The sequence below is a fragment of the Clostridium folliculivorans genome (assembly GCF_024341905.1).
Lineage (GTDB): Bacteria > Bacillota > Clostridia > Clostridiales > Clostridiaceae > Clostridium_AR > Clostridium_AR folliculivorans.
In genome coordinates this window covers 443,918-460,121 of record NZ_BQXY01000002.1, presented here as the reverse complement: position 1 = coordinate 460,121, position 16,204 = coordinate 443,918, and the positions used below count along the sequence as shown (strand labels likewise).

Sequence of the window (16,204 nt, the reverse complement as noted above, 5' to 3'; positions counted from 1 at the left end):
ATCCTCATACTAAAGTATCATCATATACATTGGGAAAGACAGAGAAACAAAAAACTCATATCAGTATTTAATATTATAAGTTGGTAAAACTAATTTTCATATTACGGATATAACTAAAATAAAGAGGTGATTGTCTTGAGTTTAAAAGGTTTCTATTTATTGCCACATCCTCCAATAGCTGTACCAGAGGTAGGTAAGGGCGAAGAAAAAAAGATAAGTGCAACTGCTAACAGCTTTCATGTGATTGGTGAAGAGATTGCTAAAAACGCTCCAGATACTATTATATTAGTTACTCCTCATGGGGTGATGTTTCAAGATGCTATTGCGATAAGTTATGAAAATGAGATATATGGTGATTTGAAAAATTTTAGAGTTCCGAGTGTACAGATGAAACTTAAAATAAACAAAGAGTTAACAACAAAAATATACGAAATAGCCTATGGAGAGGGAATACCAGTTATAATGGCAACCAATTCTCTCTTAAATAAGTATAATCAATCAGTTACATTAGATCATGGAGCTATGGTTCCTCTTTACTTCATAAATAAACATTATAGTAACTACAAATTCGTGCATATAACTTATGCAGCCATAAGTGATATTGACTTATATAAGTTTGGGATTGCCATAAGAAGAGCTGTGGAGGAATTAAAAGAGAATGCGGTTCTTATAGCAAGTGGAGACTTATCTCATAGGCTTAAAAAAGAAGGACCTTATGGATATAATCCTTATGGTGAGAAGTTTGATAAAGAGTTCCTTGATAACTTAGCAAAAGGTGATGTTAAAACTGTTCTAAGTATTGATAAGGAGACTGTTTGTGAAGCTGGTGAATGTGGAAGACGGTCAACAGTAACGCTTCTTGGTACACTTGAAGGTAAAAAGTTTAATGGAGATCTTTTGAGTTATGAAGGAACCTTTGGAGTTGGGTATGGAATAATGAAATTTAATGTTTTGTCTGAAGATGAGCCAAAGCTTGGTGAATTAGAGGAACTTAGAAAATCTCAATATGAAAAAAAGAATAACCAAAGTGATCCTTACGTAAGGCTTGCAAGAGAAAGTCTTACTACCTACCTAACTACTAGAAGAAAACTTAAAGAAATTCCTGAATATGTACCGAACGAAATGAAGAATATGCAAAGAGGTGTGTTTGTATCGCTGAAAAAACATGGTGATTTAAGGGGATGTATTGGTACCATATTTCCAGCAACTGATAATGTGGCAAAAGAAATTATTAGAAATGCAATAGAAGCAGGAATAAACGATCCAAGATTTTATGAAGTTGAAGATGACGAACTTTTTGATATTGATTTTTCAGTGGACGTATTGACAGAACCTGAGATGGCAAATAAGGAAGATTTAAATCCGAAGGAATACGGTGTTATTGTAAGGTGTATGGGCAAAACAGGTCTTTTACTACCTGACTTAGAAGGAGTAAATTCAGTAGAAGAGCAGCTATCCATAGCGTTGGAAAAGGGAAATATAGATCCAGATGATGAGTATACTATACAAAGATTTCAAGTTATAAGGCATAAAGAAAGCTAGGAGAAAGCCATAAAATGAGAAAAGAAGCTATGTTTTATGAAAATCTTAAAGATAAAGTACACTGTTATTTATGTCCTCACAATTGTGTAATTGAAAATGGGCATATAGGCAAATGTAATGTGCGAACTCACGAGGATGGAAAACTCTATACATTGAATTACGGAGAAATAACCTCAGCTGCATTAGATCCAATAGAAAAAAAGCCACTATATTATTTTAAACCAGAAAGTTTCATTCTGTCAGTGGGCAGTTTTGGCTGTAATTTTGTATGTGGGTTTTGTCAAAATCATAGGATATCTCAGCAGATTGCTAAAAGTGAATTTGTTTCAAAAGAAGAATTAGTAAAAACAGCTTTGACAACAAAAGATAATATAGGTTTAGCATTTACTTATAATGAACCTAGTATATGGTACGAGTATGTATATGATTGTTCTAAACTTCTAAAAGAAACTGATGAAAATGCCTCTGTTGTAATTGTAACCAACGGATATATAAGTGAAGAACCATTAAAAAAGCTGCTTCCTTATGTTGATGCTATGAATATAGACTTAAAAAGTTATAGTAATAGTTACTACAAGGATTTATGTGGTGGAAGCTTGAAGCCTGTATTAAAGACTATCGAGATAGCTGCCCAAAAATGTCATGTTGAGATAACGACTTTATTGGTTAGCGGTGAAAATGATAGCTTAGAAGAGGTAGAAGAAATAGCAAAATTTTTAAGTAGTATAAATAAGGATATACCATTACATCTTTCAAGATATTTTCCACGATATAAATTAATGAGTTCTCCAACAGATTTAACCTTTATGAGGAAAGCCGAAGAAGTGGCAGGTAAATATTTAAATAGAGTGATATTAGGGAATGTATAGGAATTAAGCACTAAGCATTACTATTGTTGATAAAAATATTTGCTATAGCTTTTCTAATTATATAGTTTATAAACCAATCAAATATATCAACTTGCAAATGGGTATAGTCCTAACTATAAGCTTAGGTATATTTTCTTAAAAGTTATAGGGAATATAAATTTTCTGCAGTTTTCTGTCTATACCACTTGACTTATATACCATAAAAGGAGTTATATTAGACTTGTACATAAACCTAGGTTATAGAAGGGAAGTTGTTTTTTATGAAATATACAATAAAGCAGGTAGCTGAAAAATTTGATTTAACTGAGTATGCAATCAGATATTATGAAAAAGAGGGATTACTTCCGAATATAGCCCGTGATGAACATGGGATTAGAAACTTCAGTGAAGATGATATTGAATGGATAAAGCTTATATGCTGTTTACGTAATACTGGAATGGCCATTTCAAAAATCAAAAACTTTGTTGCTCTTTGCATGGAAGGTGACAGAACTTTAGAATTAAGAAGAGAAATTATTTTGGCACAAAAGAAGATAACTGAGCAAAAAATTAAAGAGATGAACAATAATCTTGAAATGATTAATTGGAAGCTCAAGCATTATACTGGGCTAATTAAAGAGAAGAAAACAGAAAGTAGCTGTTGTAATTCTATCAATAACTGTGAAAATAGCGGAGCAGTAGTGTAGTGAATTTTTATAAGAATATTAACTTAGTAAGAAAATTAATCCTAAACTTTTTATGAAGTTTTTAAGGATTAATTTTTTGCTTTATTTAATTCTATGAAAAAGTGCACTATTGAAATCGTGTAAGATGTATTTAACCTTGCAAACAAGAATTTAGTTTTTCATTTTAGAAAAAAGATTTAGTCACTATATTGACTTAGAGTATACTATAAGGTGTAATATTTATAATATATGGAAACAAACTTCAAATAATATTATTTTAAATGAAAATAATAAAGATCCATATTGTCCAACCTTTATCATAATTGCCCGCGGAACCAGGCTTATTAGTATGGATTCGTATATATGATTTGGGTTGAAGCATATGTGTAAAAAGTATGAGGAGGAGTCGAGATGTTATACAGAAATTTTGGTAATACAAATGAAAAGGTTTCAATTTTAGGTTTTGGATGTATGAGATTACCATTAATGCCAGGAGGAGATCCATCGCAAATTGATGAAGAAAAAGCAATGGGGTTAGTTCGCTATGCAATAGATAACGGCGTGAACTACATAGACACTGCTTATCCATACCATGGAAATGGTATGACTAGAGGCGGTGGTGCAAGTGAACCTTTTGTTGGAAGAGCATTAAAAGATGGATATAGAGAAAAAGTAAAATTAGCTACAAAGCTTCCAAGTTGGCTAATACAATCAAGAAGTGATATGGATAAATATTTAAATGAGCAACTTGAACGTTTAGATACAGATCATATAGATTTTTATTTGGTACATGCTTTAAATAAAACTGATTGGGAAAGATTAAAAGCTAATGGGATAGATGAGTTTTTAGATTCTGCTATAAAAGACGGTAGAATAAAATATGCTGGTTTCTCATTCCATGATAAATTAGAAGTATTTAAAGAAATAGTTGATTATTATAATTGGTCATTCTGTCAAATACAATATAACTATTTAGATGAAGAATTCCAAGCAGGAACTGAAGGTTTAGAATATGCTGCTGCAAGAGGGCTAGGTGTTACTATAATGGAACCTATCAGAGGTGGAAAACTTGTAAACATCCCTGATGAGGCAAAAGAAGCTTTTGATAAAGCAGATGTAAAGAAATCTCCAGCAGAGTGGGCTTTAAAGTGGGTATGGAATCACCCAGAAGTTAAGGTTGTACTAAGTGGAATGAACACATTAGAACAATTAGTAGAAAACATTAAAGCAGCTGGTGAAACTCCAGAAAATTCTTTAACTGAAAAAGAATTAGCTATAGTTGATGAAGTTAAAACTATAATTAAAGGTAAAATGAAAGTTAACTGTACTGCTTGTGGATATTGTATGCCATGTCCTGCAGGAGTTAATATACCAAGATGCTTCAGTGCATATAATACTTACAATATGTTCCCTGGAGACAAGTCGTATGAAAACTTGCCAGTTAAGGAAAAGGCTACAAGCTGCGTTAAATGCGGTAAATGTGAGCAACATTGTCCACAAAGCCTTCCTATCCGTGAACATTTACAAACAATTAAAGAAGTATTTGCGTAGAAGTTAAAAATTTAAGAAGTTAAAAATTTTAAATACCAAAATGTTAAGGTGTACAGGTTCTTTTTAAAATATCTTAAAATTATTATATATGGTAAATTTAATTTGGGACCTGTGCATCTAAAGATGTACCAGTTCGAACCTAAATCTATTTTTAAAACTCTCACGGGTTCTTGGGAGAGGATTTAAAAATAATAAGTTTTATTACGAAGTGGTACATCTATATATATGAACGTAAAAAATTCTAAAGAATGTTAAATAACAAATGTAATGGAGAGAATAAGATGAAAATATTATATTATGATTGCTTTTGTGGAATTAGCGGAGATATGAATTTAGGGGCACTAATCGACTTAGGAGTGGACAAGGAATACTTATTAAATGAAATTGCAAAGTTAAATATATCTTCTGAGTATGGAATAGATATTAGGAAAGATATCAAAAACGGTATAACTGGCACTAAAGTTGATGTAATTATAAATGAACAAGACAATCATAATCATGCTCATATGGATGAAGATCATCTAAATGAATCACACACACATACCAATATACATGAATTAGATCAAAATGTTCATCATGAGCATAATCATAATAGTCAACATAGTCACCACCATAATCACATAGATGAAGGGCATTCACATGAAGATTTAAATCTTTCGGAGAATAAAACCCATCACCATCATGGACATAGAAATTTTAATGATATTAAGAATATAATAAGCTCAAGTGAGTTAAGTGATAAAGTAAAGAGCTTAAGTTTAGCTATTTTTATGAGGATAGCAGAAGCAGAAGCAGAAGTTCATGGAAAAACCATAGATGAAGTTCATTTCCATGAAGTTGGAGCTATTGATTCAATAATAGATATTGTAGGTGCAGCAATTGCCTTGGATTATTTGAAGGTTGATAAAATTATGGCATCAACTATTCAGTTAGGTGGAGGCTTTGTTAGATGTGCTCATGGACTTATACCTGTACCAGCACCAGCAACAATTAGGATACTTAAAAATATACCAGTAAAAACTGGAATAGTTAATTTTGAAACTACAACTCCTACAGGTGCAGCAATTTTAGCTGAAAATGTTGAAGTTTTCACTGATAAGACGGAGTTTTCAATAGAGAAGATTGGATATGGTCTTGGAACTAGAGAACTTGAAATACCTAATGTTCTAAGAGTATATTTAGGCGAAGAAATAAAAAATGAAGACATTGAAGAACAACACTTACTTGAAACTAATATTGATGATATGAATCCTGAAATATATAGTTATGTTGAAGAAAAGCTTTTTGAATCAGGAGCATTAGACGTGTTTAAGACCGCTATAATCATGAAAAAAGGAAGACCAGCAATAAAGCTAAGTGTTTTAGTTACTAAGAAGGTTGAACAGAAGGTGCTTGAAGTTATCTTTAGGGAAACTACATCTATTGGTGTTAGGAAATTCAATGTAGAAAAGATTATGCTAAATAGAGAGTTTTCTAAGCTTACAACTAAGTATGGAGAGGTAACAGTGAAGAACTCATATTATAAAGGTGAGTTGGTTAAGTCAAAACCTGAGTATGAGGATTGTAAAAGACTAGCTGAAGAAAATAATGTACCAATATCTAAAATATATAACGATATATATAAGGCATTATAGGAGGTATGGGGAATGGAACTTAAAGAAAAATTTCAATTACTTAAAGATATAATTAAAGAAAAGGGAAGTGCTGCTGTAGCATTTTCTGGTGGTGTTGACAGTACTTTTCTTGTAAAAGTAGCTAACGAAGTATTGGGGGAAAGGCTAATTGCAGTTACAGCAACTTCATCAACTTACCCAGAAAGAGAGCTGAAAGAGGCTATTAAATACTCAAAGGATATGGGAGTTAAACATATTATCATATCGTCAGAAGAATTGGATATAGAAGGTTTTGCTAGTAATCCTAAGAATAGATGTTATTTTTGCAAAAAAGAACTTTTCACAAAGATTAAGGATGTAGCTTTAGAAAATGGGGTTCAATATGTATTTGACGGCTCTAACTTAGATGACAATGGAGATTATAGACCAGGCATGCAGGCTGCTAGAGAACTAGAAGTGGTTAGTCCGTTAAAGGAAGCAGGGCTAACTAAAAATGATATAAGAGAATTATCTAAGGAACTTGGACTTCCTACTTGGGATAAACCATCATTTGCTTGCCTTTCTTCTAGATTCCCTTATGGGCATAAGATAACTTTACCTAAGTTAAAAATGGTAGATCAAGCTGAACAATTCCTTCTTGATATGGGAATAAAGCAAGTTAGAGTAAGACATCATGGTGAGATTGCTAGAATAGAGGTTGCTCCTGAAGAAAGAGAACAATTTTTTAATATTGAACTTATGGATAGGATAGGCAATAAGTTTAAGGAAATTGGTTTTACTTATGTTACTTTAGACATGTTAGGCTATAGAACTGGCAGCATGAATGAAGTTTTAAACAAAGAAGAAAAAACACTATTTACTATTCAAAAAAAGAGCTAATAAAGAAAAAAGAGTCTTAATTAAGACTCTTTTTAGTGGTTAATAGTTAATTTCAACAGTATTCTTAAACATAGTCTAAAAATAAAATTAATTTAAGTCAGTTATGGTGTTGGTAAAGGTTTGATAATTTATACAGCATTTGAAGGATGAAGATTACAAATTAAGTTGAAAGCCTTAGTATATTTGGGAGGATAGTATGGATAAAGTCGATATTAAAAAGCTGCTAGAAGCTGTTAAGAATGGTGGAATTGAAATAGAAAAGGCAGTCAAAGAAATTGAAGATTTGCCTTTTAAAGATTTAGGTTTTGCAGTAATTGACAATCACAGGCAGATAAGAACAGGATATCCTGAGGTTATATATTGTGAAGGAAAAACTGTGGAGCAGGTAAAGAATATCATTGAATTTATGCTTACGAAAGACAATAACATTTTAGCAACAAGAGCTAGTGAAGAAATGTTTGAGGCAGTTAAGGCAATATGTAGTAGTGCAAAGTATAATAAGTTAGGCAGAACTATTACCATCAGAAGAAAAGAAGAAAAGCTTACTGAAAGTTATATTGCTATTATTTCTGCAGGTACATCGGATTTGCCAGTTGTTGAAGAAGCCTATGAAACAGCATTGATTCTAGGAAATAAGGTTGAGAAGATTGTAGATGTAGGTGTAGCTGGCATACATAGATTATTTGCTAGGCTTGACGTCATAAGAGGTGCTAAGGTAGTGATTGTTATTGCAGGAATGGAGGGTGCTCTTGCCAGTGTTATAGGTGGGCTAGTAGATAAACCAGTAATTGCAGTTCCAACAAGTGTTGGTTATGGCGCTAACTTTGGCGGCTTTGCAGCACTTTTATCCATGCTAAACAGTTGTGCCAACGGCATAAGTGTAGTTAATATAGATAATGGCTTTGGAGCTGCATATAATGCAAGCATGATAAATAAATTATAAAAGAACGTAATTGTTTGGTGTTAAGGGGGAGTTGTAGGAGTATGCAATTAAAAAAGAATACTAATTGGATATTCTATAGTGTTATAGTAGTTATATTACATATCATTGGTGTAACTTTGGTATTACTTAATATTAGTAAATACCCACAAATTATTGGTCTTGCTCTTTTAGTATATACATTAGGACTAAGACATGCATTTGATGTAGATCATATCGCAGCAATTGACAATACAGTAAGGAAATTAATCGAGCAGGAGAAAGATTCAACAGGAGTCGGATTCTTTTTTTCAATGGGACATTCCTCAGTGGTTTTTATAATGGCGCTTATAACTACTTTTTCAATGGGATGGGCAAGTAAAAATATTCCTCAGATCAAAGAAGTAGGTAGTATAATAGGTACTTCAGTTTCTGGAGCTTTTCTTGTTATTATAGGAGTGCTTAATCTATTTATTTGGTTTGATATTTACAAGTTTTTTAAAGACACTAGAAAAGGCAAATATGAAGAAGAAAGCTTAGAAAAACTTTTATTGGATAGAGGGTTAATTGCTAAGATAGGAAAACCATTCTATAAGTTTATAAGCAAAAGTTGGCATGTATACCCATTAGGTTTTCTCTTCGGATTAGGATTTGATACCGCATCAGAAGTAGCTCTCTTAGCAATTTCAGCAAACGCCGCAACAAAGAGCATCCCAGTGACAATGCTTATCGCTTTGCCTATTGTCTTTGCAGCTGGTATGAGCTTGATGGATACTGCAGATGGTATATTTATGACCACAGCATATAACTGGGCTTTTTCAACCCCTTTACGTAAGATATATTATAATCTTTCTGTTACAGGTATATCTGTTATTGCAGCATTATTTATTGGTGTAGTTGAGTTAACACAAATATTGGCACCAAAACTTGGCTTAAACAGTGGGGTATGGATGTGGATACAAAATCTTGATATGGCGAACATTGGTTATCTATTGGTTATATTGTTTGTTATAATGTGGGCGTTGTCGTATATAATATGGAAGACTTTGAAGTTAGAAAGCGCCTAAAAATTAAAATTTATAAACAGTTTAATAAGAATTACTTTTAAACAAGAAAAATATTATATCCTATGATACAATTATTCTATAGGTATTTAGAAAATGTATCATAGGAATTTTTATTGGTTAATATTAAAGCTTTATTTGGAGGATTTTATGGCAAGTTCATATATGACAAAGCAACTAATGGCAGATTCATTAAAAAAGCTTATGGAGAAGATTCCGTTTAGCAAAATATCAATTCAAAATATAGTTGATGGCTGCGGAATTACAAGACAAGCTTTTTATTATCATTTCCAAGATGTATATGAATTATTAGGCTGGATTTATAATAATGAAGCTGTTCATTATTTAGAGCAACATAAGTTCTATGCAACTTGGAAGGAAGGTTATTTAGAGGCTTTTAGATATATTGAAAAAAACAAAGCCTTTTGTATGAATACCTTACATTCCATCGGGAGAGATCATCTTGAGAGATTTCTTTTTGCAAACACATCAAATTCACTTAAGCAGATTGTAGATGAAATTTCTGAAGGAACAAAGATAACAGAAGAATATAAAAAATTCATAGTAGATTTTTATACACCAGCTCTTTTTTCACTAGTTGCAAAGTGGATGGAAGAGAATATGAAGGAAAAACCTGAACATATAATTGAGAATATAGGTTTTTTAATTGATGGTACCATAAAACAAGCAATAATAAGATTTGAAGAAAAACACAGATAGAAAAAATCTGTGTTTTTTGACGTTTTGGTTTACAATTGCAGCTATTTGTAAAGAAATTTGACATATGCATTTGTTTGTAAATTGTAATGCTTTATGTAAAAAATTATATTGTAGTTGAGGGGTGGAAGAAATAACACCTTGATCATTAAATAGACATTTTATTTTAATATTTATTGCAGTAAAACTTAGACTTTAAAGAGTTGAAAGTAATTTGTTTCTGCATTTATGAAAGGGTGGAGAGTTATGAAAAATTATGAGAGAATAAGCACAGTACCTCAAAACGGTATTGAAAACAAGAAAGCATACTTAGTAGGTGGAGGTATAGGATCACTTGCATCTGCAGCATTTTTAATTAGAGATGGACATATGCCAGCAAAAAACATTCATATCTTAGAAGAATCCAATGTTTTTGGTGGAAGTATGGATGGAGCAGGAAATGCAGAAGAGGGGTATATTGCTAGAGGCGGAAGAGAACTAGAATCTAGAATGGAATGCCTTTATGATTTATTTGGATTTATTCCATCACTTACTAATCCAGATAGAACAGTTTTAGATGAATTTAGGGAACTTAATATTGCAGAACCAATAAAATCACACTGTAGATTAGTAGAGAATAAAGGACAAAAAGCAGATTTTTCTACCTTAGGACTTGAATTAGAAGATATTATATCTTTAAACAAGCTAGTACTTGCTCACGACGATGAAATTGGAGCTGCTACTTGCGAACAATGGTTCAAGCCACATTTCTTTGAAACAAATTTCTGGTATTTCTGGCGTTCAATGTTTGCATTTGAAAATTGGCATAGTGTATTAGAAGTTAAAAGATACATGGTAAGATTCATGCACTTAATAGGTGGAATGAATCAGTTAGATGGGATACTTCATACTGAATATAATCAATATGATTCATTAATATTACCATTAATAACATGGCTTAAGAAGCAAGGGGTGGTAATGGAATTAGGTGTACAAGTTATCGATTTGGATATAAGGGTTACTGAAGAAGAAAAAACTGTTGAACGCATTTATGTTAAGAGAAAAGGACATGAAGAGGTTATTGAGACAACTGTAAATGATTTGGTTTTTGTAACTAATGGGTCAATGACTGAAAATTCAACTTTAGGAGATACACATACACCAGCTCTATTAAACAGAAATCAAAAAGAGAGAGGCTGTTGGTCCTTATGGGAAAATATAGCTAAGCAAAGTCCTGATTTCGGACATCCAGAAGTATTTGCTGGAGATATAGATAAAACAAAGTGGCTTTCTTTTACTGTTACAATTACAGACAACACTTCAGTTTTTGATCATCTATTAGAGCTAACTGGTGATGAACCTGGTATGGGTGGAGTTGTAACAATTAAGGATTCAAATTGGCTAATGTCTTGGGTTACTCCAAAGCAGCCACATTTTATAAATCAACCTGAAAATGTACAAGTAATGTGGGCGTACGGATTATTCCCAGATAAGGTTGGTGATTTTGTAAATAAGAAGATGAGTGATTGTACTGGGGCAGAACTCTTTACTGAATTACTTTATCATATGGGCTTAGGAGATAAGGTAGATGAGATACTACCATCATGTAAAGTTATACCATGCATGATGCCATATATAACAAGTCAGTTTATGCCTCGTAAGAAAGGTGATAGACCTGCAGTTATACCAAATGGGTGTACTAATTTAGCATTTCTTGGACAATTCTCAGAGATACCAAATGATTGTGTATTTACTGTAGAGTATTCTGTAAGATCTGCGATTATGGCTGTATATGGATTACTTAAGTTAGATAAAGAAGTTCCACCGGTTTATGAAGGACAATATGATGTTAGAGTATTGTTAAATGCAGTTAAGACTATGCTAGGAAACAGAGAAATATCTATCGATAGAATGATTGGTAAACTACTTTTTAACACAGGGATTATAAAGTAATATAGTAAACAAAAAAAGAAGTAATCTGACCTTGGAATTAAGGTAGCAGGTTACTTCTTTTCACCTTTTATATATAAAACAATTATATCCTTTTTTCAGATTATATTGTACATTATATAGGCTCATAAACCTATATTTTATGATAAATATTCTTGTAACAAAACATACCTAAATCGTAGGAATACAGAAAAACTTAGAGGTTTATCTATAAAAATGAGTCTTAGTATAAAATCATAAGTTAGACTAATATAATAACTAAGTGTTATAATTGCTATAGTCAAAAAAATAATATGAGGTTAGCACTACTTAAGAAACCTTGTAATAAGTAGGAGAGTGTAAAGTTTTATGATGAATGTTAATGTGGAAAAATGTATTGGTTGTGGATTATGCGTAAAGGACTGTTTTGTTAGAGATATAGAGATGGTTGATGGAAAAGCAAAAATTAAGAATGAAGCTTGTTTTAAATGTGGACATTGTATTGCAATATGCCCAAAAGAAGCAGTGTCAACAGATGATTACAAGATGGAAGAAGTAAAAGCATATAATAAAGATGAATTTGAAATAGAACCAGAAAGATTACTGAACTTTATTAAGTTTAGAAGAACAGTAAGACAATTTCAAGCTAAAGATATTGAAATTGAAAAATTAAATAAAATTATAGATGCTGGAAGATTTACACAAACGGGAAGTAATGCACAGAATGTTTCTTATGTAGTAGTTAGAGAGAAATTAAATGAGCTAAAAACTTTAGCGTTTGAAGGTTTAAGTAACTATGGAAAATATATGCTTAATAATTTAACTCCTGAAACTGCGCATTTTAAGAGATATGCTGAAATGTGGATTCAAATGAACGAAGAATTTAAAGCTGATAACACAAAGGACAAGTTGTTCTTTAATGCACCTGCAGTAGTATTAGTATTATCTGAATCAGAGGTTAATGGAGCTCTAGCTTCTTCTAATATGGAACTTATGGTAGATGCTTTAGGACTAGGAACTTTCTTTAGTGGTTTCTTTGTAAGAGCAGCACAAGGAAATAAGGAAATAATGGAGTTACTAGGATTAAAGGAAGGTCAAAAAATAGTAACTTGCATGGTAATAGGATATCCTGCTGTAAAATATTCAAGAACTGTACCAAGAAAAGATGCTATAGTTTCATGGAAGTAGAATTTTTAATATAATTAGGTAATATTTTGCAATATAAATGATTGATTGGTATGAAAACTTATATTGATTAAATATTTACTCATAACTAATCATAATTTAAAAGATAGATTTGAATTCCAAATAGACTGCGACTAGATTATTCTAATAGTCGTAGTCTTTAGTTATTTCAAACTTAATTTATGTATGTTCAAAAATTATTATATTAAGTATTTTAAACATGCGCAAGTTAATGGAGTTCAATATGATCAAAGATTTCTTACACTTCTAAGATTTTAGCCTTGATAGATGTTAATATTATAGTGGATTTGCATTGTAAAGTTCACTATTATCTTTTATAAGTTTTTTATTTGGAACTTCATAGATCATACCGCCTTCCACCTTTTTAAAAACATGCCTTGAAAATAAATCTTTGCTATCATCTGAAGCGTTGAGTGAGATGGAATAGCATTCTTTTTCTCTTGCAAACTCAACAAGTTTTGTTAATAGTAAAGCTCCTATTTTTTGTTTTCTGTATGATTCGTGAACGTATAGATTAGTTATATGCGCACTTTTTCCTGTTTTATTTTTAATGGATGGGATAGAATCGTAAAAGGATAACATTCCAGTACCTATAATAGCGGCATTATCTTCTGCCAACATAACAACACAGCTTTCATAATGCATCTTTTCCTCAAAATACTTTTTTAGATTTTCTTTTAACTCATAGTATTCTTCATCAGTGGAAATAAGTTCCAAAAAATCTAGTCTTAGTGAAACAAGCAAGTGTACATCTTTCTCATCAGCAAACCTATATGAAAGCATAGTCTAGTTTCTCCTTTATGTATTTATAGTATGAAGCAGTTTTTTATATATAGATATTATAGAAATTAAGCGAGGTTATGAAATTAGTATATTATTATATTATCAACTGATCTAAAACTTATACTATGGAAATTGATAATATAAATTATTCTAGTAGAGAGTGAAGCTTAGTATGACACTATAATATATATAGCTCACTAATATATTTTCAAAGCTCCCATGGTTTTGAATGAGAGTTTTGAAAATATCAAATTAATATCTATAAAATCTTGTGAGGTTAAAAAATACTAACGTATAGGGTCAAAAGTTATATTGTTGTTAGTATAATAGGTTTTCCCTTTGTTACAACAATAGTATGTTCAAATTGAGCTACAATACTTTTATCTGGAGTCTTATAAGTCCATCCGTTTGTGTCCTGAAAAATATGTTCAGCACCAGTTGATATAAAGGTTTCTACTGCAAGTACTAAGCCATCCGTTAAAATGCAACTATCATTAATATCAAAATAATTAAGAATATTTTCAGGATCTTCATGTAAGTTCTTACCTATTCCATGACCAGTTAAATCTCTTATAACTGTAAATCCATTCCTTCTAGCTTCATTAAAAATCGTTCTTCCTATTTGATTAATCTTACTACCTGCCTTAGCTTTCATAATTGCTTTATCTAAAGCTTGTTTTGAACAATCACAAAGTTTTTGTTTTATATTATTAGCATTGGGAGATACAACTATAGTTGCACCTGTATCTGAGAAGTAACCGTCTAGAACTGCTGATACATCTATATTTACGGAATCTCCCTCATTTATAAGTCTAGTACTTGGAATTCCATGAGCAGCTTCATCATTAATGCTTATACAAGTAGCACCAGGGAAATTATATTCATACTTAGGTGCAGATTTGGCACCGTAGGAAGAAAGTATTTTTTCACCTATTAAGTCTAACTCTATAGTTGAAATGCCTGGTCTCACAGCTTTTAGTATTTCTTCTCTGGCTTCAGCAACAATCTTGCCAATTCTCCTTAATGCCTCTAATTCACTTTCTGAATTTATTATCATTTATATCACATCCTAGATTCTTTATTAATTTACTTCTAAATATTTACTCTTAATAATTATTTATATAATACCATAATACTGCCAAATAGATTATTAAATTTACTTAAATTGTATATAAGCTTATTAGAATTAGAGCGTGCTATGTATAAACTTTAATGCATATTAAACAACGTCAAATTTTATATGTATGAGCATCAGAATAATTAGTGATGTTTTACGATATACGTATATTATTAAAGGTAATAACAAAAAAAAGAAAAAATGTTACGATTGAATAAGAAAATTTGTGATTAACTAGAATAATATTGAAATAATAGATAATACTACTTTAATGGAACTTTATTTTTTATTCTTTAATAATTTCTGATTAAATTAGATTCGTATATATGTATGATAGAAAGGTCTAAAACATAATAAAATTAAAGAATAAAAAGAAGAATTTGTCGCTTGCCAGAAATTTTTAGTAAGCTTAGAAAAGGCAGATGCGCAAAAAAATCATTGAAGAAAATCGTTTCAGCGATTTTTTCATGGAGGATAAAATGAAAGTTGGTATTCCAAAGGGACTCTTATATTATAAGTATCATCCTTTCCTAAATACGTTTTTTACTGAACTAGGAGCTGAAATAATAACATCGGAAGATACAAACAAAGCGATTTTAGATGAAGGTGTTAAATATTGTGTAGATGAGGCATGTTTACCTATAAAAATTTTTCATGGTCATGTGTCAATGCTCAGAGATAAATGCGATATTATAGTTATACCAAGAATAATGCAACTTAGGTCAAGAGAATACATTTGTCCTAAGTTTTGTGGCTTGCCTGAAATGGTTCTAAATAGCATACCAGGTATTCAAGAATCAATAACAGAACCGATATATGCAGCTTCAGAGAAGGAACTTTATCAATGGGCACAGAAGGCTGGAAAAGCAATCACAAATAATAGAACACAAATAAGAAATGCATTTGATAAGGCCTTAGGTGAACAGGATAAATATAAAACTGGAATAAGAAATGACAATTATAAAATTAATGTTGCCTTGGCAGGTCATCCATACAATTTATATGATGACTTCATAAACATGAATATAGTGAAGAAATTAAATAAATTAGGGGTTGGGGTAATAACAGAGGAATTCATAGATGATAATTTAATTGATAATAAAGTTAAAGATTTATATAAAAGACCTTTTTGGACTTTTGCTCGTAATGCATATGGATTCACTTTAGAAGCTTCAAATGAAAAAATGGTCAATGGGATAATATATATATCGTCCTTCGCTTGTGGTATTGATTCAGTGATAGTTGAACTTATCAAAGACAAAATTGGAGATTTTCCTTTTATGATTCTAAAAGTTGATGAGCACACTGGGGAAGCCGGATTAGAAACCAGAGTAGAAGCCTTTGTTGATATGTTAGAAAGGAGCTGTTAAT

The 16,204-nt window shown here is 31.3% G+C and carries 14 protein-coding genes; 12 read left to right on the top strand and 2 right to left on the bottom strand.

Annotation, left to right across the window (positions count from 1 at the left end; translation table 11 throughout):
• Positions 1-135 precede the first annotated feature (135 nt).
• From amrA to OCU55_RS08465, 11 genes are all read left to right on the top strand, one after another.
• The gene (gene amrA, locus OCU55_RS08515; RefSeq protein ID WP_261851877.1) at positions 136-1,542 is read left to right on the top strand and encodes an AmmeMemoRadiSam system protein A; all 1,407 of its coding nucleotides are present in this window, start codon (positions 136-138) and stop codon (positions 1,540-1,542) included.
• Between the two features lie 14 nt (positions 1,543-1,556).
• Positions 1,557-2,411 carry an AmmeMemoRadiSam system radical SAM enzyme gene (amrS, locus tag OCU55_RS08510; protein ID WP_261851876.1) on the top strand — a complete coding sequence of 285 codons (855 nt, stop codon included), beginning with the start codon at positions 1,557-1,559 and terminating at the stop codon, positions 2,409-2,411.
• Positions 2,412-2,671: 260 nt separating this feature from the next.
• Positions 2,672-3,097 carry a MerR family transcriptional regulator gene (locus OCU55_RS08505; RefSeq protein WP_261851875.1) on the top strand — a complete coding sequence of 142 codons (426 nt, stop codon included), beginning with the start codon at positions 2,672-2,674 and terminating at the stop codon, positions 3,095-3,097.
• A 390-nt stretch (positions 3,098-3,487) separates the two neighbouring features.
• Entirely contained in the window at positions 3,488-4,627 is a 1,140-nt protein-coding gene (locus OCU55_RS08500; RefSeq protein ID WP_261851874.1) for an aldo/keto reductase, read from the top strand.
• A gap of 281 nt (positions 4,628-4,908) precedes the next feature.
• The gene (gene larC / locus OCU55_RS08495; protein ID WP_261851873.1) at positions 4,909-6,261 is read left to right on the top strand and encodes a nickel pincer cofactor biosynthesis protein LarC; all 1,353 of its coding nucleotides are present in this window, start codon (positions 4,909-4,911) and stop codon (positions 6,259-6,261) included.
• Positions 6,262-6,273: 12 nt separating this feature from the next.
• Entirely contained in the window at positions 6,274-7,119 is an 846-nt protein-coding gene (gene larE / locus OCU55_RS08490; RefSeq protein WP_261851872.1) for an ATP-dependent sacrificial sulfur transferase LarE, read from the top strand.
• Between the two features lie 196 nt (positions 7,120-7,315).
• Positions 7,316-8,062 carry a nickel pincer cofactor biosynthesis protein LarB gene (gene larB / locus OCU55_RS08485; RefSeq protein ID WP_261851871.1) on the top strand — a complete coding sequence of 249 codons (747 nt, stop codon included), beginning with the start codon at positions 7,316-7,318 and terminating at the stop codon, positions 8,060-8,062.
• A gap of 41 nt (positions 8,063-8,103) precedes the next feature.
• Positions 8,104-9,105: a HoxN/HupN/NixA family nickel/cobalt transporter gene (locus OCU55_RS08480; protein WP_261851870.1), complete on the top strand. Its 1,002-nt coding sequence runs from the start codon at positions 8,104-8,106 to the stop codon at positions 9,103-9,105.
• 147 nt (positions 9,106-9,252) lie between these two features.
• Positions 9,253-9,822 (top strand): TetR/AcrR family transcriptional regulator, encoded by a 570-nt coding sequence (locus OCU55_RS08475; protein ID WP_261851869.1) that lies wholly within the window; start codon positions 9,253-9,255, stop codon positions 9,820-9,822.
• Positions 9,823-10,065: 243 nt separating this feature from the next.
• A complete protein-coding gene (locus OCU55_RS08470) occupies positions 10,066-11,751 on the top strand; it encodes an oleate hydratase (protein ID WP_261851868.1) in 1,686 nt (561 codons plus the stop codon).
• A 345-nt stretch (positions 11,752-12,096) separates the two neighbouring features.
• Positions 12,097-12,915 (top strand): nitroreductase family protein, encoded by an 819-nt coding sequence (locus OCU55_RS08465; protein ID WP_261851867.1) that lies wholly within the window; start codon positions 12,097-12,099, stop codon positions 12,913-12,915.
• A gap of 294 nt (positions 12,916-13,209) precedes the next feature.
• On the opposite strand, the gene OCU55_RS08460 is transcribed toward OCU55_RS08465, so the two are convergent.
• Both OCU55_RS08460 and map read right to left on the bottom strand, forming a co-directional pair.
• Positions 13,210-13,716: a GNAT family N-acetyltransferase gene (locus OCU55_RS08460; protein WP_261851866.1), complete on the bottom strand. Its 507-nt coding sequence runs from the start codon at positions 13,714-13,716 to the stop codon at positions 13,210-13,212.
• A 307-nt stretch (positions 13,717-14,023) separates the two neighbouring features.
• Entirely contained in the window at positions 14,024-14,773 is a 750-nt protein-coding gene (gene map / locus OCU55_RS08455; protein WP_261851865.1) for a type I methionyl aminopeptidase, read from the bottom strand.
• 539 nt (positions 14,774-15,312) lie between these two features.
• On the opposite strand from map, the gene OCU55_RS08450 reads away from it, so the two are divergent.
• Entirely contained in the window at positions 15,313-16,203 is an 891-nt protein-coding gene (locus tag OCU55_RS08450) for an acyl-CoA dehydratase activase-related protein (protein ID WP_261851864.1), read from the top strand.
• Position 16,204: the final 1 nt, after the last annotated feature.

Coding starts and splice junctions, on each gene's coding strand:
- amrS (WP_261851876.1), top strand. CDS start 1,557: ATGAGAAAAGAAGCTATGTTTTATGAAAATCTTAAAGATAAAGTACAC.
- OCU55_RS08465 (WP_261851867.1), top strand. CDS start 12,097: ATGATGAATGTTAATGTGGAAAAATGTATTGGTTGTGGATTATGCGTA.
- OCU55_RS08450 (WP_261851864.1), top strand. CDS start 15,313: ATGAAAGTTGGTATTCCAAAGGGACTCTTATATTATAAGTATCATCCT.
- larB (WP_261851871.1), top strand. CDS start 7,316: ATGGATAAAGTCGATATTAAAAAGCTGCTAGAAGCTGTTAAGAATGGT.
- OCU55_RS08505 (WP_261851875.1), top strand. CDS start 2,672: ATGAAATATACAATAAAGCAGGTAGCTGAAAAATTTGATTTAACTGAG.
- larE (WP_261851872.1), top strand. CDS start 6,274: ATGGAACTTAAAGAAAAATTTCAATTACTTAAAGATATAATTAAAGAA.
- map (WP_261851865.1), bottom strand. CDS start 14,773: ATGATAATAAATTCAGAAAGTGAATTAGAGGCATTAAGGAGAATTGGC.
- OCU55_RS08470 (WP_261851868.1), top strand. CDS start 10,066: ATGAAAAATTATGAGAGAATAAGCACAGTACCTCAAAACGGTATTGAA.
- OCU55_RS08460 (WP_261851866.1), bottom strand. CDS start 13,716: ATGCTTTCATATAGGTTTGCTGATGAGAAAGATGTACACTTGCTTGTT.
- OCU55_RS08480 (WP_261851870.1), top strand. CDS start 8,104: ATGCAATTAAAAAAGAATACTAATTGGATATTCTATAGTGTTATAGTA.
- larC (WP_261851873.1), top strand. CDS start 4,909: ATGAAAATATTATATTATGATTGCTTTTGTGGAATTAGCGGAGATATG.
- OCU55_RS08500 (WP_261851874.1), top strand. CDS start 3,488: ATGTTATACAGAAATTTTGGTAATACAAATGAAAAGGTTTCAATTTTA.
- OCU55_RS08475 (WP_261851869.1), top strand. CDS start 9,253: ATGGCAAGTTCATATATGACAAAGCAACTAATGGCAGATTCATTAAAA.